20 protein-coding genes and 2 pseudogenes are annotated in these 20863 nt (G+C 68.2%); 11 read left to right on the forward strand and 11 right to left on the reverse strand.

Translation table 11 applies throughout. The features are described from left to right. Window positions 1-112 precede the first annotated feature (112 nt). Together C8D87_RS04835 and C8D87_RS04840 are read left to right on the forward strand one after the other, a co-directional pair. On the forward strand, window positions 113-4660 hold the full coding sequence (locus tag C8D87_RS04835; protein ID WP_267899830.1) for an SDR family NAD(P)-dependent oxidoreductase: 4548 nt from the start codon (window positions 113-115) through the stop codon (window positions 4658-4660). 107 nt (window positions 4661-4767) lie between these two features. Continuing rightward, window positions 4768-5916, forward strand: a pseudogene (locus C8D87_RS04840) (IS30 family transposase). A gap of 436 nt (window positions 5917-6352) precedes the next feature. Here the strand turns inward: C8D87_RS04840 and C8D87_RS45030 are convergent. Continuing rightward, the gene (locus C8D87_RS45030; protein WP_146771624.1) at window positions 6353-6613 is read right to left on the reverse strand and encodes a hypothetical protein; all 261 of its coding nucleotides are present in this window, start codon (window positions 6611-6613) and stop codon (window positions 6353-6355) included. A gap of 263 nt (window positions 6614-6876) precedes the next feature. Here C8D87_RS45030 and C8D87_RS45680 point away from each other — a divergent pair, with 263 nt between their 5' ends. Both C8D87_RS45680 and C8D87_RS04845 read left to right on the forward strand, forming a co-directional pair. After that, entirely contained in the window at window positions 6877-7041 is a 165-nt protein-coding gene (locus C8D87_RS45680) for a hypothetical protein (RefSeq protein ID WP_170166309.1), read from the forward strand. Window positions 7042-7507: 466 nt separating this feature from the next. Continuing rightward, window positions 7508-7954, forward strand: coding sequence for a hypothetical protein (locus C8D87_RS04845; RefSeq protein ID WP_112225673.1), 447 nt, complete (start codon window positions 7508-7510; stop codon window positions 7952-7954). Window positions 7955-8180: 226 nt separating this feature from the next. Here C8D87_RS04845 and C8D87_RS04850 read toward each other — a convergent pair whose 3' ends face one another. The 3 genes from C8D87_RS04850 to C8D87_RS47425 are packed head-to-tail and all read right to left on the reverse strand — an operon-like array spanning window position 8181 to window position 11958. Beyond that, entirely contained in the window at window positions 8181-10355 is a 2175-nt protein-coding gene (locus C8D87_RS04850; protein ID WP_112225674.1) for a xanthine dehydrogenase family protein molybdopterin-binding subunit, read from the reverse strand. After that, window positions 10352-11335 carry an FAD binding domain-containing protein gene (locus C8D87_RS04855; protein WP_112225675.1) on the reverse strand — a complete coding sequence of 328 codons (984 nt, stop codon included), beginning with the start codon at window positions 11333-11335 and terminating at the stop codon, window positions 10352-10354. Before C8D87_RS04855 ends, C8D87_RS04850 begins: the two co-directional genes overlap by 4 nt. After that, window positions 11332-11958 carry a (2Fe-2S)-binding protein gene (locus C8D87_RS47425; RefSeq protein WP_325049620.1) on the reverse strand — a complete coding sequence of 209 codons (627 nt, stop codon included), beginning with the start codon at window positions 11956-11958 and terminating at the stop codon, window positions 11332-11334. Before C8D87_RS47425 ends, C8D87_RS04855 begins: the two co-directional genes overlap by 4 nt. A 108-nt stretch (window positions 11959-12066) precedes the next feature. On the opposite strand from C8D87_RS47425, the gene C8D87_RS04865 reads away from it, so the two are divergent. After that, on the forward strand, window positions 12067-12756 hold the full coding sequence (locus tag C8D87_RS04865) for a TetR/AcrR family transcriptional regulator (RefSeq protein ID WP_112225676.1): 690 nt from the start codon (window positions 12067-12069) through the stop codon (window positions 12754-12756). Between the two features lie 18 nt (window positions 12757-12774). On the opposite strand, the gene C8D87_RS04870 is transcribed toward C8D87_RS04865, so the two are convergent. Next, a complete protein-coding gene (locus C8D87_RS04870; protein ID WP_112225677.1) occupies window positions 12775-13671 on the reverse strand; it encodes a dienelactone hydrolase family protein in 897 nt (298 codons plus the stop codon). Between the two features lie 168 nt (window positions 13672-13839). Here C8D87_RS04870 and C8D87_RS48830 point away from each other — a divergent pair, with 168 nt between their 5' ends. Further along, window positions 13840-14088, forward strand: coding sequence for an aldo/keto reductase (locus C8D87_RS48830; RefSeq protein ID WP_325049641.1), 249 nt, complete (start codon window positions 13840-13842; stop codon window positions 14086-14088). Window positions 14089-14397: 309 nt separating this feature from the next. After that, the gene (locus C8D87_RS45690) at window positions 14398-14946 is read left to right on the forward strand and encodes a hypothetical protein (RefSeq protein ID WP_170166255.1); all 549 of its coding nucleotides are present in this window, start codon (window positions 14398-14400) and stop codon (window positions 14944-14946) included. On the opposite strand, the gene C8D87_RS04890 is transcribed toward C8D87_RS45690, so the two are convergent. Beyond that, entirely contained in the window at window positions 14884-15471 is a 588-nt protein-coding gene (locus C8D87_RS04890; RefSeq protein ID WP_112225680.1) for a helix-turn-helix domain-containing protein, read from the reverse strand. The genes C8D87_RS45690 and C8D87_RS04890 overlap by 63 nt on opposite strands. A 21-nt stretch (window positions 15472-15492) precedes the next feature. Here C8D87_RS04890 and C8D87_RS04895 point away from each other — a divergent pair, with 21 nt between their 5' ends. Continuing rightward, the gene (locus tag C8D87_RS04895) at window positions 15493-15993 is read left to right on the forward strand and encodes a GNAT family N-acetyltransferase (RefSeq protein ID WP_112225681.1); all 501 of its coding nucleotides are present in this window, start codon (window positions 15493-15495) and stop codon (window positions 15991-15993) included. Window positions 15994-16067: 74 nt separating this feature from the next. Further along, window positions 16068-16499 (forward strand): nitroreductase family deazaflavin-dependent oxidoreductase, encoded by a 432-nt coding sequence (locus C8D87_RS04900; RefSeq protein WP_112226269.1) that lies wholly within the window; start codon window positions 16068-16070, stop codon window positions 16497-16499. 18 nt (window positions 16500-16517) lie between these two features. On the opposite strand, the gene C8D87_RS46765 is transcribed toward C8D87_RS04900, so the two are convergent. Then, window positions 16518-17501: a galactose oxidase early set domain-containing protein gene (locus C8D87_RS46765; protein WP_215732168.1), complete on the reverse strand. Its 984-nt coding sequence runs from the start codon at window positions 17499-17501 to the stop codon at window positions 16518-16520. Window positions 17502-17839: 338 nt separating this feature from the next. Here C8D87_RS46765 and C8D87_RS46775 point away from each other — a divergent pair, with 338 nt between their 5' ends. Then, complete coding sequence (locus C8D87_RS46775; RefSeq protein WP_215732169.1) at window positions 17840-18040, forward strand: hypothetical protein; 201 nt, start codon at window positions 17840-17842, stop codon at window positions 18038-18040. Here C8D87_RS46775 and C8D87_RS49095 read toward each other — a convergent pair. Further along, window positions 18034-18309, reverse strand: a pseudogene (locus tag C8D87_RS49095) (discoidin domain-containing protein); the annotation flags it as partial. The gene C8D87_RS46775 and the pseudogene C8D87_RS49095 sit on opposite strands and share 7 nt — an antisense overlap. Here C8D87_RS49095 and C8D87_RS47435 point away from each other — a divergent pair. Further along, complete coding sequence (locus C8D87_RS47435) at window positions 18257-18424, forward strand: hypothetical protein (protein ID WP_233441902.1); 168 nt, start codon at window positions 18257-18259, stop codon at window positions 18422-18424. The pseudogene C8D87_RS49095 and the gene C8D87_RS47435 overlap by 53 nt on opposite strands. Window positions 18425-18530: 106 nt before the next feature. On the opposite strand, the gene C8D87_RS04910 is transcribed toward C8D87_RS47435, so the two are convergent. From C8D87_RS04910 to C8D87_RS04920, 3 genes are all read right to left on the reverse strand, one after another. Next, window positions 18531-19067 (reverse strand): hypothetical protein, encoded by a 537-nt coding sequence (locus C8D87_RS04910; RefSeq protein ID WP_146771626.1) that lies wholly within the window; start codon window positions 19065-19067, stop codon window positions 18531-18533. A 153-nt stretch (window positions 19068-19220) separates the two neighbouring features. Further along, a complete protein-coding gene (locus C8D87_RS04915; RefSeq protein ID WP_112225683.1) occupies window positions 19221-20444 on the reverse strand; it encodes an RNA polymerase sigma factor in 1224 nt (407 codons plus the stop codon). Beyond that, on the reverse strand, window positions 20441-20779 hold the full coding sequence (locus C8D87_RS04920) for a YciI family protein (RefSeq protein WP_211337744.1): 339 nt from the start codon (window positions 20777-20779) through the stop codon (window positions 20441-20443). Before C8D87_RS04920 ends, C8D87_RS04915 begins: the two co-directional genes overlap by 4 nt. Window positions 20780-20863 lie beyond the last annotated feature (84 nt).

The raw sequence follows: 20863 nt of genomic DNA on the forward strand, positions 1-20863 counted from the left end.
TGGCCTGTCCCTCGGCCGGGCGATGCTGGCCCCTGGCACACCCCGTCCGGAGCCGCGTGCCCCGCGAGCACCCCAGGCCCCCGGTCACCAGGAGGACGCCACCATCGCGATCGTGGGCATGGGCCTGCGCGTGCCGGGAGCGGCCGACCCCGAGGAGTTCTGGAACCTTCTCCTCCAGGACACTCCGGTGTTCAGCGAACCAGGTGACCGGTTCGACCTGGACACCTTCTGGTCCACCGACCCCCGTGCCGACGGGAAGACCTACAGCAGGGTCGCCGGATACATCACGGCGCACGACGACCACCTCAACGACGGCGACTACCTGTCCTGCTGGCTGCGCCACAGTCTGCTGCAGGCACGCGCACACCACGTCATCCGGCCCACGGAAAGAGTCGGCTGTTTCATCGGCGCCTACTGCGAAGGCAGCCAGCATGTCGAGCAGTCCCTGCTGGTCGCCGCCGCGACCCACGGGATCGCCGAACACTGGCCAACTCCGGTCACCCCGGAACTGCGGGCGTCGCTGAACCAGGCACTGCGCGCCCGATACCGGCATGCCACCGGCTCCCTGCAACAGCACCTGCCCTATGCGGCGGCACGAGCCGCACTGCCGCAGGACTGCCTGCTCCAGATCGTGGACACCGCGTGCTCATCCTCGTTGTACGCAGTGGACCTCGGCGTGAAGAGTCTGGTGGCCGGCGAGTGTGACGTCGCATTCTGCGGCGGCGCGTTCTCGCTCGGTCCCCATTACCAGGTGCTGTTCGCCAGGCTCGGGGGTCTGAGTCACCGTGGTGCTGTCCGGTCCTTCGACCGCGACGCGGACGGCGTTCTGTTCTCCGACGGCGCGGGACTGGTCATGCTCAAAAGACTTGACCGGGCTCGTGCCGACGGAGACCGGGTCCTGGCGGTGCTCGCCGGGTTCGGCGGCGCCTCCGACGGCCGGGGTAAAGCGATCTACGCACCCAACCCTGCCGGCCACCTGCGGGCTGTCCACCGCGCCCGTGCCGTCAGTTCTGTGCCACCTGAGCACATCGACTGGATCGTCGCCCATGGCACCGGCACCAGAGCCGGTGACGAGGCCGAGCTGCGGACCCTCGGGGAGTCGACGTCCGATGGCGAATACCCGTGCACATCGAACAAGTCGTTGATCGGGCACACCGGGTGGGCAGCCGGGGTGGTGTCGCTCATCCACGCCGTTCAGGGCCTTCAACACAGCAAGATCTCCGCACAACGCTGTTTCCAGGAAGCGAGCCGTTCGGGATCGCACATCCCCACTTGTGATCTCCCACTGCCGGAGCGGCCGGACCGCCCGCGCACAGTGGGCATCTCGGCGCTGGGTTTCGGCGGCACCAACGCCCATCTGCTCGTGCAGGACGCTCCCAAGCCGGGTATGTCCCCGCCCCGGTCCACACCACGGCCGGCCACCGACCCGGTGGTCGTGGTCGGATGGAGCGCGCACCTACCCGGCGGATGCGACCGGGCCGAGGTAGCTCGTCGATTGGCCAACGGACTCGCACCCGCGGTGGAGCGTTCCTTCAGTGAGCCTTATCCGCCACCGTCGCACGACGAGGTGCCGCTACCGCCGGCCACGATCTCCATGATCGACCGCAGCCAACTGATGGCCATGCAGGTCGCCCGCCGGTTCATCGACGAGAACGGAGAGCTGTGGGTCAACGTCAGAGAGACAACCGGCGTCATCGCGGCGCACACCGCGGTGCCGGCGGGCTCCGCGGACCGCACGGTCCGCACCTACGCCGCCGACCTCACGGCCTTCGCCAGCACCTGCGACACGCTTCCGACTGCGCGGTTGTCCACAGCCGTCAAAGGTTTCCTCGACGAGGTACAAGCGCGTTGTGCGCCGGCCAGCGAGAACACACTCGCCGGCCAGATGCCCAACGTGATTCCAGCCAGAATCGCCAACATCCACGACCTGCACGGTCCCACCATGGTGATCGACACAGGCATCACGTCGGGCCGTGACGCCATCACGGTCGCGTCGCGCTACCTGGGCACGGCCGAGCTGGATCTCGCACTCGTGCTGGGCGTAAACAGCGGAAGCGACCCACTGTTCGCAGACGCCTTCAGCCCGCCCGGCCGCGCTCCGGCTCAGGGCGCGTTTCTCATCGGGCTCGCCCGAGAGTCCGTGGCTCGCCGCGAATCATGGCCGATCCTCGCCCCACTGCCCGACCTTCCCGCCACACCGTCGAGCGAGCCGGGCGGCACCACCTATCTCGCCGCGGATGATGTGGTGGAACTGTTGCGGCAGATAACGCGGACCAACACCCTCGTGATCCCGACGGCCACCACGACCAGTCGCCACGTGCCCAGGTGGCGAGTCAGCGCCCCGGTGCGGTCCACCACACCGCTCGACGCCGACCCTCGACACACGGTGGTGATCACGACAGGCGCCGACGCGCCGCTGTTGGAACCCGCGGTACAGGCAGCCGGTTCCCGCTTGCTGGTCGTCCGCCCTGACCAAGCCCCCGAGGAGACCGTCCGGCCTCTGCACGACGAACCTGTTCACCACCTCCGGGTTGTCGGTTCACTGCACCACGCACCGGCATGGCCGGCACTCGCGGAACCGGAACTGTTGGCACTTCAGGAAACCACCTTTCTCGCCGTTCGAGATCACCGGGACACGCTGGACACGGGCGGCAGCCTCGGCGTCGTCGTTCGCGCGCCCTTCCACCGAGAGGCACCGCACCCGCACACCGCCCTGTTCGGTGGTCTGGTCAAGAGCATGGTGTGGGAGCTTCCCGGCTGTCGGTCCACAATGGTCATCACCGATGACGACGATGCCATGTCCGCATGGCGGATCCTGGCCGACGAAATGAACATCGAACAGGGCATGCCCGTGGTCGCGCACCGCGGTGGTCGCCGCTACGTCCAACACCTCCACCCCGCGACGGCCACTGCCGGCGAACTTCCGCTGAAACCAGGAGCTGTGGTCGTCGCCACCGGCGGAGCCCGCGGCATCACCTCGGCCGTGGTCACCAGCCTGGCCCGGCGGGCGCCGCTTCGTCTGTGGCTGCTGGGCTCCAGTCACCTCGACTCCGTGCCTGAGGAACTACTGCGGGCTCGTGAGGACGAACTGCCATCTCACCGAGCCGCCTACCTCGCCGGACAACGGGAACAGGGCAGGACCGCATCGGTCCGCGAACTCAACAGGCGGTTCGACACGCTGCTACACGCCAGGGAGTCGTTGCTCACCCTGAATACCCTCAGAGACCTGTGCGGCCCGGACAACGTCCACTTCATCACGTGTGACGTGACCGACCGCACGGCCGTCCACCACGCCGCCGCCGAGGTCTACTCGGCCGCCGGAGAAGTACACCTGCTGATCAACGGCGCGGGTGTGCACCACGCCGGCCGCATCGAACGCAAGAGCCTGACCGGCGCGCGCCGAATCCGTGACGTGAAACTCCTGGGATATCACCACCTGCGCGAGGCATTCACCAACCCGGCTCCCCGCTTGTGGTGCAACTTCGGCTCGATCGCCGGCCTCGTGGGACTGCCGGGAGAAAGCGACTACGGCCCGGCCAACGACTTCCTCAGCGCGGCAGCCTCTGCTTCGGAGCCGGGCACCGGAGAGTTCACCATCTGCTGGCCCATCTGGGACACGACCGGTCTCGGGGCGGCGTCCGGGATCGGAGGCCACACCGCAGGCGGCCGACTGAGCCGTATCAGCACACGAGAAGGCGTCGACCATTTCCTCACCGAACTCTCGGCGCGACAAAGGGCACCGGTATCAAGCCTTCTCGGGCACGCCGAACATCGTTCGATTCGAGAACAGTTCCCTGGCCACCTCGTCGCCGAAGCGTCTGTCGGTCACTTCCTCGGTACTCCGGACACACGGCGACCCGACCGCATGACATGGCCGTTGGTCCTCGACCTGGGACACAAACCATACCTACGGAACCACACCGTCCACGGCAGACCGACCGTGCCCGGCATGATGCTCACCGAAATCGCGGTCGAAGCAGCGACCATGCTCCTGCCCGGCCATCCCCTCCGTGCGCTACGGGACATTCGCTTCTCCGCGTTCGTCACAGCCCGAACCGGCCCGGTCGTCTATGAGGTAACAGCGACCCATGTCACCTCGAACGTCGTCACGGTCACGGTGTGCTCACACATCGCAGCACCAGATGGTCAGCGCCACCTCCGCGACAGAGAACACTTCCGGGCGACCGTGCAGTTGGGCGATTCCCCTGCTCCGCCAGCCACTCCGCCAGCACCCACCGGACAACTGATGCCCGATCCGTTCTCCAGCAACGACTCCACCGTGCGCGTTACAGGAATCTTCGATACCACACGCGACTGGCGACAGGACGACACGGGACTCCACGCCAGATGGCACCCGTCACTTGACGGCCATGAGGAACTCGACTCCCTGGCAATCCCCTCGCTTCTACTCGACGGGCTCATCAGAACAGCGGCGGTGCGACCGACACGAAGCGGCCTGAGGAACACCGCCGTGCCAGTCAGCGTCGAACAACTCACCGTGTACACAACACACAACGACCGGAACCTCGCGCAGGCCAATCCGACCGGCATCAACCTCAGCTATCAGAACGCTGATGACAGCTGCACCGCATACACTCCTGCAGGCCTCGTCCTCGCGCGTTTGGACGGCGTCCGGGTAGCCGAAACAACCCCAGCCTGAAGGACCGCGCTGGTCGACCGGATCGTCATTGCTCCGCAGCCTTACCGCCCTACTGGACCTTAGATTCAACCGGTCGGAGCAACAGTGCTGGTTGAGAGTGGGCGTGCGTGGTGAGGTTGGGTCGGCCAGGGATGTCGGATGAGATGAAGGCCGATCTGTGGCGGCGGTGGCGGGCCGGGGAGTCGATCAGCGTCATCTCCGGACAGATCGGCAAGCCGCCCGGTTCGGTGTTCACTGTCCTCAAACACCACGGCGGGATCGCTCCCGAGCCCCGCAAAGAACGCGCCGGAAGTCTGACCATGGCCGAGCGGGAGGAGATCTCACGCCGGCTCTGCGCCGGTGATTCCTACAACGCGATCGCGGCGCTGCTGGGGCGTGCGGTGTCGACGATCAGCCGTGAGGTCAACAAGAACGGTGGCCGCGACGCCTACCGTGCGACCGTGGCGCAGGAACGGGCGTTTGACCGTGCTCGACGGCCGAAGCAGTGCCTGCTCGCCCGCAGGCCCTCGTTGAGGGAGACCGTTCTGGCCCTGCTGAAGGAGGAGTGGTCGCCGGAACAGATCGTCGGTCACCTGCGCCTGAACCACGGTGACGACCCGGCGATGAGGGTAAGTCACGAGACGATCTATCGGTCGGTCTACGTCACGCGCTGGAAGGTGGTGCCTCGTGAGCTGTCCAAGCGGCTGCGGACGAGCCGCCCGATCCGGAAGAACAGGCGGCACACGGTAAAAGGCCAGTGGCGTTCCCAGATCACTGACGCCCGTCCGATCGAGGAACGGCCCCTGGCGGCGGAGGACCGCAGCGAGTTCGGTCACCTGGAGGGCGATCTGGTGATCGGGTCGAACAACAGTCAGGTCGCCACCCTGGTCGACCGGAAGTCGCGGTTCCTCACGGTCGTAAAGCTCGCCAGCCGCCACACCACCGTGGTCGTCCCCGCCCTGGCCGAGGCATACACCCGCATGGATCCCCGACTGCACGGCACGTTGACCTGGGATCGAGGTATGGAATTGGCTTCCCACAAGCGTTTCACCGCCGATTCCGGTGTTGACGTGTTCTTCGCCGCGCCGCGTAGTCCGTGACAACGCGGCACGAATGAGAACACGAACAAGCTGCTGCGGCAGTATCTGCCCAAGGGGACGAACCTGTCGACGTTCAGCCAGGACGACCTCGACACCATCGCCGCGAAACTCAACAATCGGCCCCGCAAGTGCCTGGGATTTCACACACCGGCCGAGAGTGTTGCCTTGACCGGATGAATCTAAGTAGCGCGGGATCGCAGGCGCGGGCTCGACGCCCCACAGGCGGCGAGCGACACCAGCGACGGTGGTGTCGGCTGCGGCGCGATCATCGGGGTCAGTCATGCACCAATACCTGTACCGAGTCGAAAAGCATGATACCGCCACGGCCCGACCGACGGCGGGGAACCCGAGCCGTCAAGGTGCCCAGACCGGCCTGTGGCCCTTGCCAGGCCATGGCAGGGGACCTCACAGCTGGTGCCGGAGAAGCGGACCGGCGCAGGGGTCACACGTACGGCACTGTCGTCAACACCGAACGCGCCGGCGTCGCGGTGTTGTGCGCTGACGCAACGGCGATGGCCCGCGGGCTCGTCACTCCGCCCGAGGGCATCAAAAACGAGGCGGTTGGCGGGTAACTCCCGCACACTCGCGCACGAGGGCGGCGGCGGGCTGTACTTCACCCGCGACGAGCTGGAACTTCTGCAGCTATCCACGCCGGTGTCACGCGGGGCGTTCCCGCTCTGGACGTCGTTGCCGCCGTTGCCCGGATCACTACGCTGGCCGCGGCACCCCACCAGCTCACGCCTGCGAACAACGGCCACCACACCGACTCGGTGACAGCGAGCAGCACGTTGCCCACCGCGCAGGACAGCAGCACGAGCACCGACAAGCCGAGCACCGCCTGTGCTCCGCCGCTCGTCAGGTCCCGCTCCGTCATGACGGTTCCTCGCATTCCTCCTGGTGTGGGTGTATCGCCCGCCGATCCGCTCTGTTACCGAAGGAGGTGAGGGTGCAACTTCCGCACATCGTGACCATGCTGATCCCCTGGAGGTCGAAGACCAGTACCGCAACCCCGCCCCCGAACTCGGTTGCGGCCCCGGTGCACCCCGCCGCGACGTGTGCGGCTACATGCAGCCGCACACCTCGACCGCGCCCGTGGCGCGGCGGAGTGTTCCGCGTCGACGGCGTGCCGGAGATGTGGTGAGGCGGCGTTCGGCCGGACGGTACCCGTACTGCGACCCGATCTCGACGCTTGGCGAGGCCGGCCAGAAGTGGTGGGCCGGCCAGAAGTGGTGGGCCGGCCAGAAGTGGTGGGCCGGCCAGAAGTGGTGGGCCGGCCAGAAGTGGTGGGCCGGCCAGACCTGATGGGCCGCGATGGCATGTTTTGCCGGTTCTCCTGTGACAGGCGATCGCGCCAAGGGCGAAGCAGACGCCGGAGATCTCCTTGACGATCACCGGGTGCCGGGTTCGGTGAGTCGAGGCCCGCAGCTGCGCCGTGCGGCCGCGGCACCTGCCGCCCGCCGTCTCCAGCCGGTCGTCGCACCGCACCGCTGACCCGCCCTGCCTGCGTGAACAGCTCCGTGATGAACACGGCCCGAAACGTGTGATATTGGGGGTGACCGCGGGTGATGCGAGCGTGCGAACTGGACAAATGGCTGCGGGGAGTGGCGGGAAATTCACTCTTTCAGTACTGCGAAGGGCTGGTATCGGCGCCTTGCCGAAGAAACGCTGACAGAGGGTGAAAATGCGGCCGATGGTGCGCGTGGCGCGAATTCTATTCAGTAGTCACGATGGCACATGTGAGGGGGGCACATCCGATAGGAGTGCAAACATGTTCACAGGATTCACGAGGGCCGTCACGGCGATTGTCGCCGGTAGCATGCTCATGCTGTCGGGGGCGACCATGGCGACCGCGGATGCCGCTTCGCAAGCGCGACATGCCGCAGCGAAAGTGCAGATGAAGCATGATCAGCTGCAGAGGGCCCTCGAGTCTGAGGACTTCCGCACCATCTCTGTTCGCCTCGACCAGTTGCGCCCGATCCTGGACAGCATTGCAGGTCAGAGCGGGTTCGACAGCTCCATGGACGAGCTGCGGGAAGCGAGGCTGGCCTCCGCCGAGCTGGACGCGAAGATCGAGCAGGCGGAGCTGGCGATGCTGTCCAATCCGATCGAGATGATCATGGGCCTGGTGCAGAGCCTGCTGAAAACCCTGCTCGGGCTGGTCACCAGCCTGCTCGGTGGCGGGCTGCCGCTGCCGGTGGGCGTTTCGCGCACCTGAAAGTTATTTGGTCCGGAATCTCTCGTTGTTCCGCATTTCGCGGTGCTTTTCACCGGATCGGACCGCCGACAAGAAGGTGTTGGCGCAGGCGGTGAGGCCGGAGTCCGGGTTCTCGCCGTCTGCGCCGACCTTGCTCAAAGTTTCGGCAGCCTGACCAACCCGGGGTCTGCCGGGAATACGAGTTTGTCGACTATTAGTCGGTCCAGTTCGAGCAAGACGCCCTCCTCTACAGCAGCTTGTCCTGCGTGATCGGCAGGTCTCGGACGCGCCGGCCGGTGGCGTGGTAGATCGCGTTGCCGATGGCGGCGGGTACGCCCGTGATCGGCGTCTCGCCGAAGCCACGTGCGCCCAGCGCGGTGCTTCCGGGATCGGGCTCGTCGACGAACAGCGCTTCCAGTGCGGGAGGAGCGTCCGCGCACACCGGCACCAGGTAGGTCGACAGGTTGGGGTTGACCACCCTGCCGCTGTTCCGGTCGTAGACCGTGTGTTCCATCAACGCGTGGCCGATTCCCCATGTGACGCCACCGATCACCTGCCCGCGCGCGGTGCGGCGGTTCATCACCCTGCCGATGTCGTGGGCTGTGACGACCCGCGTCACGCGGACCGAGCCCAGTCGCGCGTGGACGCGGACTTCCACGAACACCACGCCGTAGGACAGGCCTGGGAGGTTGGGCCCACTGCCGGTCGCCTCAACCGGCTCACCGGCCCTGCTCACCACAGCGCGGTAGCTGTCCCGGCGTTGGTGGTTCCGGGAGTGGATCAGGTGACCGTGCCTGGTTTCGACCTCGTCCGCCGGGACCCCGAACAACGGGGATCGCTCGTCGGCCACAGCGAGTCCCACCACCGCGTCCCGCGCGGCTCTGGCCGCTCGGTCCACCGGGCCGCTGACGCTGGCGATCGTGGCCGAAGCGGCCGACAGACCGGCGACGGGCAGGGCTGTGTCGCCGATGTGCGCCTGGATGACGTCGAGTGGCACGCCCATGGCGTCAGCGACGATCTGGCTGATGATCGTGTACGTGCCGGTGCCGATGTCCTGGGTGGCTGTGCGGAGCACGACTTTGCCGTCGACACCGACCGTGACCGAGGCATTGGACGGCATGGCGCCGAAGGTGTGCATCTCGGTGGCCATACCCCACCCGACGTACTCGTCGCCGTCCTTCGTCGCGCCCGGCTTGCGCTTGCGCTGCGACCAGCCGAACGCCTGGGAGGCCATGTCGTAGCACTTGAGCAGGTGCTTGCTGCCGAATCGCTGGCCGGTCTCCTGGTTGAACTCGGTGTGGTTGCGCCTGCGCAGTTCCACCGGGTCCATGTCCAGCGCCCAGCTGAGTTCGTCGAGAGCGGTTTCCAGTCCGAAGTGGGCTGTCGTCTCCGGCGAACGCATGTAGCTGGAAGTGGCGACGTCGAGCCGCACGCCCTCCTGCCTGACGTGCACGTTCGGGCAGTCGTAGAGCAAACGTGCCGATTCGCTGGCGTTGAAGATCGCCTCGTCGGTGTTGCTCAGCTGAGCGGTTGTCGTGTCGAGGATGGCGGTCAGCTTCCCCGCTCGGGTGGCACCGAGCCGAATGTGCTGACGGAACTCCGAACGGTGACCAGCCATCGTGTACATCTGGGCGCGACTGAGCACCAGCCGGATCGGGCGGCGCAAGACCCGCGCTGCCGCGGCGTTGATGATGGTGTGTGACCAGAGGGGCCCCTTCGCACCGAAGCCGCCGCCCAGATACGGGGCCACCACCCTGACGTTCTCGACCGGCAGCGCGAAGACGGCGGCGATCGTTCCCTTGGTGAGGTTCACGCCCTGCGCAGTCTCGTGCAGCGTCAACCGGTCGCCGTCCCACTGCGCAGTGGTGGCGTGCGGCTCGATCGGGTTGTGATGCCGGGTGGCGCTCGAACAGCGGGCTTCCACGCGGACCTCAGCCCGCGCCAGCGCGGCTGCCGCGTCACCGCGCTTGATCTCGTTGGGCCGGTTGCGGAACGGTGGTGGCAGGTGCGGTGGTCCAGCCGCGTCGTCGATCACCACTCGTGGCCGCTCCGCGCGGTAGCGGACGGCTACCAGGGCGGCGGCCTCGTGCGCCTGCTCGACCGTGTTCGCGACCACGATCGCCACGGGCTGACCGACGTGGTGAATCGCCGTGTCCTGCATCGGGATGAACCCTTTGAGGTAGGGGAACGGCGGCACGGTCAGCCGCGGCATGTCGCGATGCGTCAGCACGGCGACCACACCCGGATGAGCCAGCGCGGCCGACGTGTCGATGTCCGTCACCTCGCCCTTCGCGACCTCACTCGTGACCAGGAACCCGTGCAGGGCACCGGGAACCGGGTCGTCCGCCGGGTACCGGGCGGCACCGGTCACCTTGACCCTGCCGTCGACCCGCGCGACCGGGCGTCCCACCAGACCCGTCATCGCAGACCTCCCAGATCGAGCAACAGCTCGGCCAGCGCACGCTGCACCAGTTCGACTTTGAACTCGTTGCCCTGCCTGGGCACGGCCTCACGTACGAGCACGCGTCCGGCCTGTTCGACCGTCGCCACCGTCAGGTTCTTCCCCCGCAGTTCCGCTTCGGCCTCGGCGGAACGCCAGGGTTTGGTCGCGATCCCGCCGAAGGCCAGCCTGATGTCGCGCACGAAGTGCCCGCGGAGGTCCAGCGCGGCCGCGACCGAGACCACGGCGAACTCGAACGTGGCGCGGTCGCGCAACTTGAGATACCGCGACCTCCTCGCAGTCGGGTGCCGCGGCACCTCGACCGCGGTGATGAGCTCAGCGGGCCGCAGAGATGTTTCGACCTGAGGCGTGTCGCCGGGAAGGCGGTAGAACTCACCGACGGGAATCCGGCGCGCACCACCTGGTCCGAGCACGTGGACCGCCGCGTCCAGAGCCGTCAGAGCCACCGCGAGGTCGGACGGGTGGGTGGCGATGCAACTTTCGCTGCCGCCCAGCACCGCGTGCCCTCGATTCCACCCCTGCAAGGCGGGGCACCCGCTGCCGGGCACGCGCTTGTTGCACGCCGACCCGGTGTCGCGGAAGTAACCGCACCTCGTGCGTTGCAACAGGTTTCCGCCCATCGTGGCCATGTTGCGCACCTGCGGCGACGCGGATGCCAGCAGTGCCTCAGCGAGCACGGGGAAACGAGCGCGGACCGCGTGGTGTTCGGCCACCTGCCTCATCCTGGCCAGCCCGCCGATGCGCAGGCCGCTCGCGGACTCGGTGACGCGAGCCAGGTCGAGCTTGTTGACGTCGATCAGATGCTGGTGGTGCTGCACCCCGTCCTTCATCAGGTTCAGCAGATCGGTACCGCCCGCGATGAACGCCGCTCCAGGTGTCCGGCCCGCCAGACGGACGGCTTCGGCGGAGTCACGTGCCGAGGCGTAGCTGAAGGACCTCATCCGCGTACCTCCCGTGCCGCGTCGGCCACCGCGGCGACGATGTTCTGGTAGCAGGCGCAGCGACAGATGTTGCCGCTCATCCACTGCCGGATCTCTTCCTCCGACCCGGTGTGGCCTTCCCGGATGCACGCGACCGCGGACATGATCTGTCCGGGTGTGCAACCACCGCACTGGAACGCGTCGCGGCGGATGAACGCCTCTTGCACGGGATGCAGGCGGTCGCCGTCAGCGAGTCCCTCAACAGTCGTGATGGCGCTGCCTTGGCGCATCACCGCCAGCGTCAGGCACGACTTGATGCGCTCGCCGTCGACGAGAACTGTGCACGCGCCACACTCCCCGCGGTCGCAGCCCTTCTTCGTACCGGTCAGCGCGAGACGCTCACGAAGCGCGTCCAGCAGCGTGACCCTCGGCTCGACCGTGACGGCGTGCTTGCGCCCGTTGACCGACAGGGTGATCTCCATGGCCTCCGCCACGCCCCCGGCCGTCGTCGGTGCGGCTGCCGGCACGGATGAGGCCGCGACCGCGGGCGCAGGCACGAGCGTGGCGCCGGCAGCGGCCACAGCCGTGGACTTCAGCACGGTCCGGCGCGTGTGGGTCGTCGCAGGGTGAGGTGACTCGGGCACCGCTCCTCCTCGACTGGATTGATGTAACAGCGGTACAAGAAGTTGGGTAACGCCGCTAGCGTAACCCGCCGATCTAACGTCGACAAGCCCGCGCTGTAACATCGCTACATGGCGAGTTCGACTCGAGAGCACATCCTCGAGGTGACGACAGCGCTGCTCAGCGACGTCGGCGCTGCAGCGGTGTCCGTTCGTGACGTGTGCCAGGCCGCAGGCGTCACGGCACCCACGCTGTACCACCACTTCGGAGACAAACAGGGCCTGCTGGAAGCGGTTGCCGCACAAGGCTTCGAGCGCTACCTCGCCACCAAACAGGGCCATGGGCCGTCGGCTGATCCGCTGGCCGACCTGCGAGCGGGCTGGGATCGGCACGTCGAGTTCGGCCTGACGCACCCGGCGTTCTACCAGCTCATGTACGGCCCCACCGGCAGCCGCACACACGCCGCCGAGCAGCAGGGACTGCAGATCCTGCACGCCATGCTGGTTCGCCTCGCGGAACAGGGACGCCTGTCCATGACACCCGACGAAGCGGTTCCGGTCATTCACGCCGCGTGCGTCGGAACGACGTTGACGATGCTGTCCAACCCCGACAGCCCCTCACACCGAGGACTGTCGGAGCGAGTGCGTGACGCCATCTTCGCCGCGGTCGTCACGCACCAGTACTCCGACGACGATCCGGCCACGACGCTGTCAGCGCAGGCAGGCACTTTGCTCGCGACGCTCGCCGGTCAGCACGACCTGGACCTGTCACCGGGCGAGCGGCTTCTCCTCACGGAGTTGCTGACCCGCTGGGTCCGTTGACCCGCACGCGGCAGTTGCCTAGTGGCGGTTGCCGACAGCGTCGAACCAGTTCAGCGTCCTGCGCCAGGCCTCCGTCGCGCCGTGTGGGTTGAACCGGGCTCCGGTGTCGTTGAAGAAGGCGTGATCGGCCTGGGTGAAGGTGAGGAGTTCGTATTTCAGCCTCGCTGCTTCCAGAGCTGCTTTGGCCGCCGGCCGGGTCGCGTTGACCCTGGCGTCGAGTCCGCCGTACACCCCGAGCACCGCGGCGCGGGAGCCTCGGAAGTTCCCGCCTTCCGGGAACGGCCCGTAGTAGGCGGCACCCGCTGCCAGGCGTGGCTCGTCCGAGGTGAGCAGGCGCCACACCATGTTGCCGCCGAAGCAATAGCCGACCGCACACAGTTTCTTGTCGCGCACGCGCCGCTTGAGCTCGGTCAGGGCGGCTTTCATGTCCGCCACGAAACGTTCCGGCGGGATCCGCGACAGCGCGGCCGCCACCTCGGCTTCACCGGGGAACGCCCCGGTGCCGCCCTCCTCGGACAGCAGGTCGAGCGCCAGTGCGGAGTACCCGCTGGCGGCGAATCGCCCGGCGACCGTGCGGATGTGCTCGTTCAGCCCGCGGTTCTCGTGGATGACCAGCACGCCACCACGGGGCTTTTCGGCAGCCGCCCAAGCAGCCATCAGCGGCACGCGGGGTCCCTCGAACGTGATCGGCTGATGAGGGACGGGAGCCCAACTCGTCTCGGACGAGGAACGTTTGCCACGCTCCGGCTCGGCTGCCGCCGCGGTACCGGAAGCGAACGCGGACAGCAGCCCACTCGCTGCCGCACCGGTGATCCCGAGCAGCCCGAGGCGGCGTACCGCTTCCCTCCGGTTGATGATGCCGTCGACGAGGTCTTCCGCGACCTCTTCTGCGAGATACCGCTGAATCTCCGTCATGGCTACTCCCAACAGACTCTGCGAGAGTGGCACCGGCGTGGGCCGGCAGCCCACGGTGTCCGGACGAGAATAGACCTCACAGACAGGTGCTGGCAGTCCGCAGCGCTACCGTTCCTGCTCGTTTGGCTTCTCCGTCCGCGCATCGGCTCGTGTCACAGCAACGCCCGACTGGACGTCAACACCGGAGGTCGCCGTCCACCGCGAGCCACCCCGGCACAGACTGCGCTGGCATGGCTGCTGACCCGCGGCGACGACATCGCCCCCATCTCCGGAACCCGCCGGGTCGCGCGCGTCGAAGACAACACCGCCGCCGACAGCGTTGAGCTCAGCGCCGCTCAGCTCGACCGCCTGAACAACCTCACCCCGGCCGCAGGCGAGCGCCACGACGAGGCGAACATGGCCAGCATCGACCGCTGAAGAACTTCGTCCACTGGTACAGCCGTTACCTGGCGGCCGAGTTCGGGGAGCGCGGGTCGTTTCCGTCTCTCCGCAGAGCTTCGACGCCGCGATGGGGAGCCTGGAGGAGAACCACGGCGCCGGCGAGCCGGTGAACGAGTGCTCTGAAAGGGCTCATTGACCGAGACCGCGCAGATCACTCGACGTTGTGCGACCTGATCCCAACGCGAAGCACTGGCGGGTGTCGGCGTGTGAGGCGCAGGAGCTGCAGCACGCGATCATGGGCTGTCCAGGACTGACGCTGCGGGGTGTTTGCGCTTTCCTTCGAGTGTGCTCGGTTCCCCGGCGCTCGAGCAGGTTGTCCAGGCGGCTCGTTCACAGCTCGCGACCGGTGCCGGACACGACGAGGTGATCGGCCTGCTCAGGCAACGCGGGCTGCGCAAGATCGACTGCATCAGGGTCGTCCAGGTGGCAATCGGTCTTTCGCACGGAGAGGCGAAACGGCTCGTTCACCACAGCCCGGTGTGGGCCGACCGTCGTGAGGCCGACGAAGCGGTTGAGGAGATGTTCTGGCGCGCGCTGTTCATCAGCGCACTGGTCGGGGAGGCAGAGGTCACCGCGCCCGCCGAGGATGTGGCCGAGTGTCATGAGCGTCAGCAGCGGGCCAGAACCCAACTGCACCAGGCGGCCGCCGGCCTGCCCGATGAACTGTTGACCCGCTACCGCGAGTCGATGGCCGAGAACTTGCACGGCCGGGCGTTCGCGGCGCCAGTGGCGGTGTGGTCCCCCTGGTCAGCTGCGGCCGTCCCACTCGGGTCACGGGAGGACGATCGCGAGGACGTAGCGGGCCGGGTCGTCGCCGCGACAGCGCCACCGTGAGCTGCCCCAGAGCCGGAAGCGCAGGCAGTCCCCGGCCCGGGCCTCGTGCAGCGCGCCGTCGGCGGTGACCTCCAGTGCGCCGTCCAGGACCCAGACGTGGTGTTCCAGGCCTGGTACGGGTGAGCCGTCGTAGGCGATGTCGGCGCCGGGTCGCAGAGTGACTTCGAGGACCTCGCCGCGCAGTCCGGCCGACGGCGGCGACACGGACCTGCGGGTGATCCCGGCGTCGTCGTCCCGCCACACGGTCTGCCGGTCGGCGCGCACCAAGGGCGACGGTGCCGGTTCCACCTCGGCCAGCAGTCGTGACATCGTCAGCTCGTAGGTCGCGCACAGCTTGCTCAGCAGCGCCGTTGTGGGACTGACCTCCGCGCGTTCCAGCCGCGACAGCGTCGATCGGCTGACTCCCGAGCGTTGGGCGAGGTCTTCCAGCGACCACGCCCGTTCGGTGCGAAGCTCGGCGAGCCGGGCGGCCAGGCGCAGCTCCAGCTGGTCTTCGTGGTCAGCACCACCTTCTGGGTGTCCCATATCGGGGATACTATCCCGCATATGGGACACCAGGATGCAGACACGTTGACGATCGAACCCGACGACCTCACCCGCCAGCCGGTTCGGGACCTGATCAGCGAGCACCTCGCCGACATGTACGCGACCTCGCCCGCCGAGAGCGTGCACGCCCTGAGCCACGCGGACCTGCGTGAGGCCGGGGTGTCGTTCTGGACCTCGTGGAGCGAGGGAGTGCTGCTCGGGTGCGCCGCGCTGAAGGAACTCTCCCCGATCGAGGGGGAGATCAAGACGATGCGCACCCGGCCGGAGGCCCGCGGTCGAGGCGTGGCCGCGCACATGCTCGCCTTCCTGATCGAGGAGTCCCGCAGGCGCGGCTATCGCAGGATCAGCCTGGAGACGGGCAGTCAGGACTTCTTCGCGCCGGCCCGACGCCTCTACGCCCGGCACGGATTCGTGTCGTGCCCGCCGTTCGCCGACTACCGTCCGGATCCGACCAGTGTGTTCATGACGCTCCGCCTCACGACTGCCCCTGCAGGTCGCTGACGTCCCAGTCGATCGGGCGCGGTGCCGGTGTTCCACCGGGAATGCGAGCGGCGTGGAAAATGTTGATCGTGGACATGGCAGACGAGACCGTCGAGCTCAGCCCCTCCGACTGGGTGCAGAACCAGACCAAGAAGATCCTGGAAACCGGGACCACCGAAGGCGTCCTCGTCCTCGGGAGGCCGATCGTGCTGCTGACCGTGCGCGGCGCGAAGAGCGGCAAGCTGCGCTACACGCCCGTCATGCGCGTCGAGCACGACGGGCGTTACGCGGTAGTGGCGTCCAAGGGTGGCGCGCCCGAGCACCCCACCTGGTACCACAACATCAAGGCGCATCCGGAGATCGCGTTGCAGGACGGCACGGTCACGAAGAACTACGTCGCCCACGAGGCCGACGGCGCCGAACGGGCCGAGTGGTGGGAGCGGGCTGTCGCGGCCTACCCGGCCTACGCCGAGTACCAGGAGAAGACCGACAGGCAGATCCCGGTCTTCGTCCTCGAACCGAAGTGACGGGCGGGCCGCGGGAGCTCAGCCGATCCTGACCGGCGCCGCCACGCTCGGGGTGCCCGCCTGGTCGAGCGCGAACAGCAGGTAGTTGCCGGGTGGTGCGGTGCCGGCGTCGGACGGGATCGCGGCGCGGTACGAGGTGGCCGACACGGCGGTCGAGGACAGCGGGATCCGGCGCTGGTCGTTGTCCACCGAGTGGGTCGCCGCGCTGATCCGCATCAGCGCGAACCCCTCGACAGCCCGGTCGGTGCCGATGGTGACCGCGGACCCGTATGCCGCGGTCGGGGGCGCTGAGGTGATGGCCGGGCGCGGCTTGCGTGACCCGTCCGGGTTCAGCAGGTAGGGCGGTACGAAGATCTGCCCGTCCGGGTGGTTGGTGGCGCACTTGCCGCACATCCCGCCACCACCGGAGAACACCGTGCCGTCGGGCAGCAGGTTCGCCACGCTGTGGTAGTTCCGCGGGGTGGCCATCGGGGCGAGCTTGGTGAACCGGCCGGTCGCCGGGTTCCAGAGTTCCGGCTCCAGCACGGAGGTCTGGTCGCTGAACGGCACGGGGCGGCCCTGCCCGCCGACCACCACCACCGTGCCGTCCGGCAGTACGACGCTGTTCACGTACGCGCGTGCCTCCGCCATGTCGGCGACCCGGCGCACTGCCGGCGTGCTGCCGTTGATGTCCACTGTGTACGCGGCCTTCGTCGCATCGGCGTTCTCGTACGCGGGCGCCCCGCCGAGGGTGAGGATCTTGCCGACGTCGTACATGACCGCGTTGCCGTTCATCGCGTCCTCGCCCCTGGTGCCCGCGGCGGTGACCTTCCCCCGGCCCGCGGTGTCGATCCAGTGCATCCTCGCGCTCGGCCCCGCGTGGAACACCCGGCCGCCGCTCGCGGCGAAGAGCCACGCGTGGTTGTCCGCGCGGAAGGCACCCGCCGGGTCGGCCGTCAGGAACGGCTCCGGCCGCACGTCCGGCAACGACCGCCAGCGGTTGTCCTTCGGTGAACACCTCACCGGCCTTGCCACCGCGTCCCCCCGACCACGAACCGCCGACGGTGAAGGCCTCGCCCGTCGACAACGTCGTCTGGCCCTGATAGCCGCGGCTGATGTTCATGTCCGGCGCACTGGTCCACGCGTCCGTGCGTGGGTCGTAGACGCTCACCTTCTTCGCGTTGCTGCCGCCGGTGACGAGGATGCGGCCGTCGGCGAGCATCGACGTGCCGGGGCAGAACATGTCGTGGCCGGTGTTCGCGACCCGGCGGCCGCTGACCTGCCCGGTGGTGAGGTCCATGATCGCCGTCTGCGTGTAACCGTTGGCACCGCCGAAGTTGTCGGCCGCATAGGCCGACCACGTGAGCAGCTTGTTGTTGGGCAGCACCGCCGAAGCAGCCGGCACGATGGGGAATCCCAGGGTCGGTCCCCACGTGCCCGCGGCACTCGGATCACCCTGTGCCGGTGGCCGCGGTCCGGGATCGCCCAGCAGGTCGATCTCCGCGGCACTCGCCCAGGCGCCGCGCTCCCCCGCCTCCGACAACGCGGTGAGCCGCACGTAGCGTGCCGTGCTCACGGCGAAACCGATCGTCTTGACCGCGGCGTCGTCGGCCAGTGTGCCGTTCACGACGGGCTCGCCCCAGGTGGCGCCGTCCGCGCTCAGGTGGATCTGGTAGCGGCCGATCCTGCCGTTCGCCCGGCCGGTACGCGGTGTGTAGACGAGCCCGGACACGCGCTGGGCGGTCCGCAGGTCGACCGTCAGCCAGTGCGGGAACGGCGTGGCCGTCCGCCACCGGCTGTGCCAGATCGTCGCCGGGTCACCGTCCAGCACGTTCGCGGCCGGGTCACCGGCGGTCTCCTCACTGCTGGCCGTCGCGACCCATCCGGTCCTCGGCAGCTTCTCCGCGGCCGGGATCATGGCAGCGGCAGCGATCTTCACGTGCTGATGGTGGTCGTGCGCTCCGGTTTCGCCTTGCTGCGCAACATGGACGTACGGCAGGACCGCAGTCGCGATCAACACGAGGTGGACCGGTCTCACCGCTGTTCTTCGCTTCACTCCTCGAGCGCCGCGTCCACAATGGACCTGAACCCGTTCGGTCCTGCCGTGGGCACCGTCGGCGCGTTGCCTCGGCCGTTGCACGGCGGCCCCCACAGGCCGAGTTTCTCCCGCGCTGCCGCCGTTTCGGCCTCGGCGAGCGGACCGGCCGCGCCCTGAGCACGCAGGATGCCCTGCCGCACGGCGAGCATCGCGTAGTCCGTGCCGTCCGGGAGCTCCAGGTTGGCCTCACCGGGCGTGATGCTGGAGAACCGCACCGGCTGGTTCAGCAACGTCTTCTTCGCGAAGTCGAGCGCGGCCGCCGCCCAGCAGGCCGCGGGTGGGGCGAGCATCGAGATCCGGACCCGCACGCCGTTCGCGAACTCGACCGTGCGGCCGTCGACAACGCCTCGCACCGGCACGCCCTTAGGCCGTTGCTCGGTCCGGGGTGCCGGCCGCAGCGGGGATCGGTCGACAGGCTCCGGCTCCGGCGCCGGGGCGGCGCAGGCGGTGGCGAGCAGAATCATGAGCACCATCAAGTGCTTTCGCGCCACCAGCCACTCACTTCCACGGTAATTGAAACTTTGACTACCGTATCCGGAACCAGCGCGTGTTCAATCAGCCGTTCGGAGTTGATCTAGTGGGCGAAGCGGTCCAGTGGAGTCGGCCGGAATCCACAAAGGAGCGCAATCACGGGCACGGGTTGGTCAGAGTGCGCGCAACCTGGCCGCACGCAGCATGAGATAGCGCTGTTCTGGCAGGCTGGCGGTCATCCTTGCCGCGCGCGAGTACGACTCGCCGGCCGCGGTGAGGTCTCCCGCTTGTTCGAGCAGGTGCGCCCGGACCGCTTCGAGGCGGTGGCTCTGCGCCATCCGGTCGTCCGTCTCGAGCGTGCCGAGCATGGCGAGGCCGGCCCGCGGCCCGTGCACCTCGGCGACCGCGACCGCTCGGCTGAGCGTCACGATCGGGCCCGGCGCGACCTGAGCCAGCACGTCGTACAGGGCGAGGATCTGCGGCCAGTCCGTGTCGTGCGCGGTGGTCGCTTCGTCGTGCACCGCGGCGATGGCCGCCTGCAGCTGGTACTGGCCGATCGGACCGGTGCCCAGCGTCCGTTCCACCAGTGCCACACCCTCGGCGATCATCGCGGCGTCCCAGCGATCTCGGCGTTGCCCGGCGAGCGGCACGATCGCTCCGGTCTCGTCCGTTCGTGCCGCCCGGCGTGCGTCGGTGAGCAGCATCAACGCCAGCAAACCGGCGACCTCGCACTCGCCGGGCAGCAGCCGGTGCAGGACTCGAGTCAGGCGAATCGCCTCGGTGGTCAGATCCGCGCGGCCCAGTTCTGGCCCGCTGCTGGCGGTGTAGCCCTCGTTGAACATCAGGTAGAGCACGTGCAGCACGACGCTCAGGCGCTCTGGCCGGTCCGCCTCCGACGGCAGTTCGAAGGGTGCGCCGGCCGCGCGGATCCGTTGTTTGGCGCGGCTGATGCGCTGCGCCATCGTGGCCTCGGGCACGAGGAAGGCCGCCGCGATCTCGGCGGTCGTCAGCCCGCCCACGGCACGCAACGTCAGCGCGAGCTGGGAAGGCGCCGACAGCGCGGGGTGGCAGCACAGGAAGAGCAACGCGAGGGTGTCGTCCTGGTCGGGCACCACGATCTCGCCCGCGGGTTCGAGCGCCGTGACCGTCACCTCGCGGCGGCGGCGGGCGCTCTCACTGCGCCATCCGTCCACAAGGGATCGGCTCGCCGCGGTGAGCAGCCAGGAGCGCGGCCTGTCCGGCACGCCGTCGACCGGCCACTGTCGCGCGGCATCGGCCAGCGCGTCCTGCACGGCGTCCTCGCACGCGTCGAACTGCCCGTGCCGGTGCACGAGCGTGGCCAGGACCTGCGGCGCGAGTTCGCGCAGCAGGTCCTCCAGGCGACCGTACGAGCTCACAGGTGCATGACCTGCCGGACCTCCATCGGAAACTCGGTGTACTCGACCACGCGCGCCGCGATCTGCAGCGCCCGTTCCTCGGTGGCGTCGATGATCCAGTAGCCGGCCAGCGACTCCTTGATCTCCGCGAACGGCCCGTCGGTCGGCACCGGCACGCCGCCCTGGAAGCGCACGGTCTTCGCCTGGCTCGGGTCGGTGAGCTTGCTGCTGGCCACGAGCTCGCCGGAGTCCCGCAGCTCCTGGTCGAGCTTCATCATGTGCTCCTGCATGCCCGTGATCCACTCGGGCGTCCGGTTCTCCAGCGTGGCGCCGAGGCCTCCGAACATCATGATCATGTACTTCACGTCGCTCCCTTCGCCGGCACCCGGATCGGGTGCTCGCCTGTGGTCGGAGCGGTCACCCGGTTCTCGACATCCGTG

Source organism: Lentzea atacamensis (assembly GCF_003269295.1).
In the GTDB taxonomy this organism is placed as follows: Bacteria; Actinomycetota; Actinomycetes; order Mycobacteriales; family Pseudonocardiaceae; genus Lentzea; species Lentzea atacamensis.

Coding starts and splice junctions, on each gene's coding strand:
- C8D87_RS45030 (WP_146771624.1), bottom strand. CDS start 6,613: ATGACGGAGCGGGACCTGACGAGCGGCGGAGCACAGGCGGTGCTCGGC.
- C8D87_RS04845 (WP_112225673.1), top strand. CDS start 7,508: ATGTTCACAGGATTCACGAGGGCCGTCACGGCGATTGTCGCCGGTAGC.
- C8D87_RS04850 (WP_112225674.1), bottom strand. CDS start 10,355: ATGACGGGTCTGGTGGGACGCCCGGTCGCGCGGGTCGACGGCAGGGTC.
- C8D87_RS04855 (WP_112225675.1), bottom strand. CDS start 11,335: ATGAGGTCCTTCAGCTACGCCTCGGCACGTGACTCCGCCGAAGCCGTC.
- C8D87_RS04865 (WP_112225676.1), top strand. CDS start 12,067: ATGGCGAGTTCGACTCGAGAGCACATCCTCGAGGTGACGACAGCGCTG.
- C8D87_RS04870 (WP_112225677.1), bottom strand. CDS start 13,671: ATGACGGAGATTCAGCGGTATCTCGCAGAAGAGGTCGCGGAAGACCTC.
- C8D87_RS04890 (WP_112225680.1), bottom strand. CDS start 15,471: ATGGGACACCCAGAAGGTGGTGCTGACCACGAAGACCAGCTGGAGCTG.
- C8D87_RS04895 (WP_112225681.1), top strand. CDS start 15,493: ATGGGACACCAGGATGCAGACACGTTGACGATCGAACCCGACGACCTC.
- C8D87_RS04900 (WP_112226269.1), top strand. CDS start 16,068: ATGGCAGACGAGACCGTCGAGCTCAGCCCCTCCGACTGGGTGCAGAAC.
- C8D87_RS04920 (WP_211337744.1), bottom strand. CDS start 20,779: ATGATCATGATGTTCGGAGGCCTCGGCGCCACGCTGGAGAACCGGACG.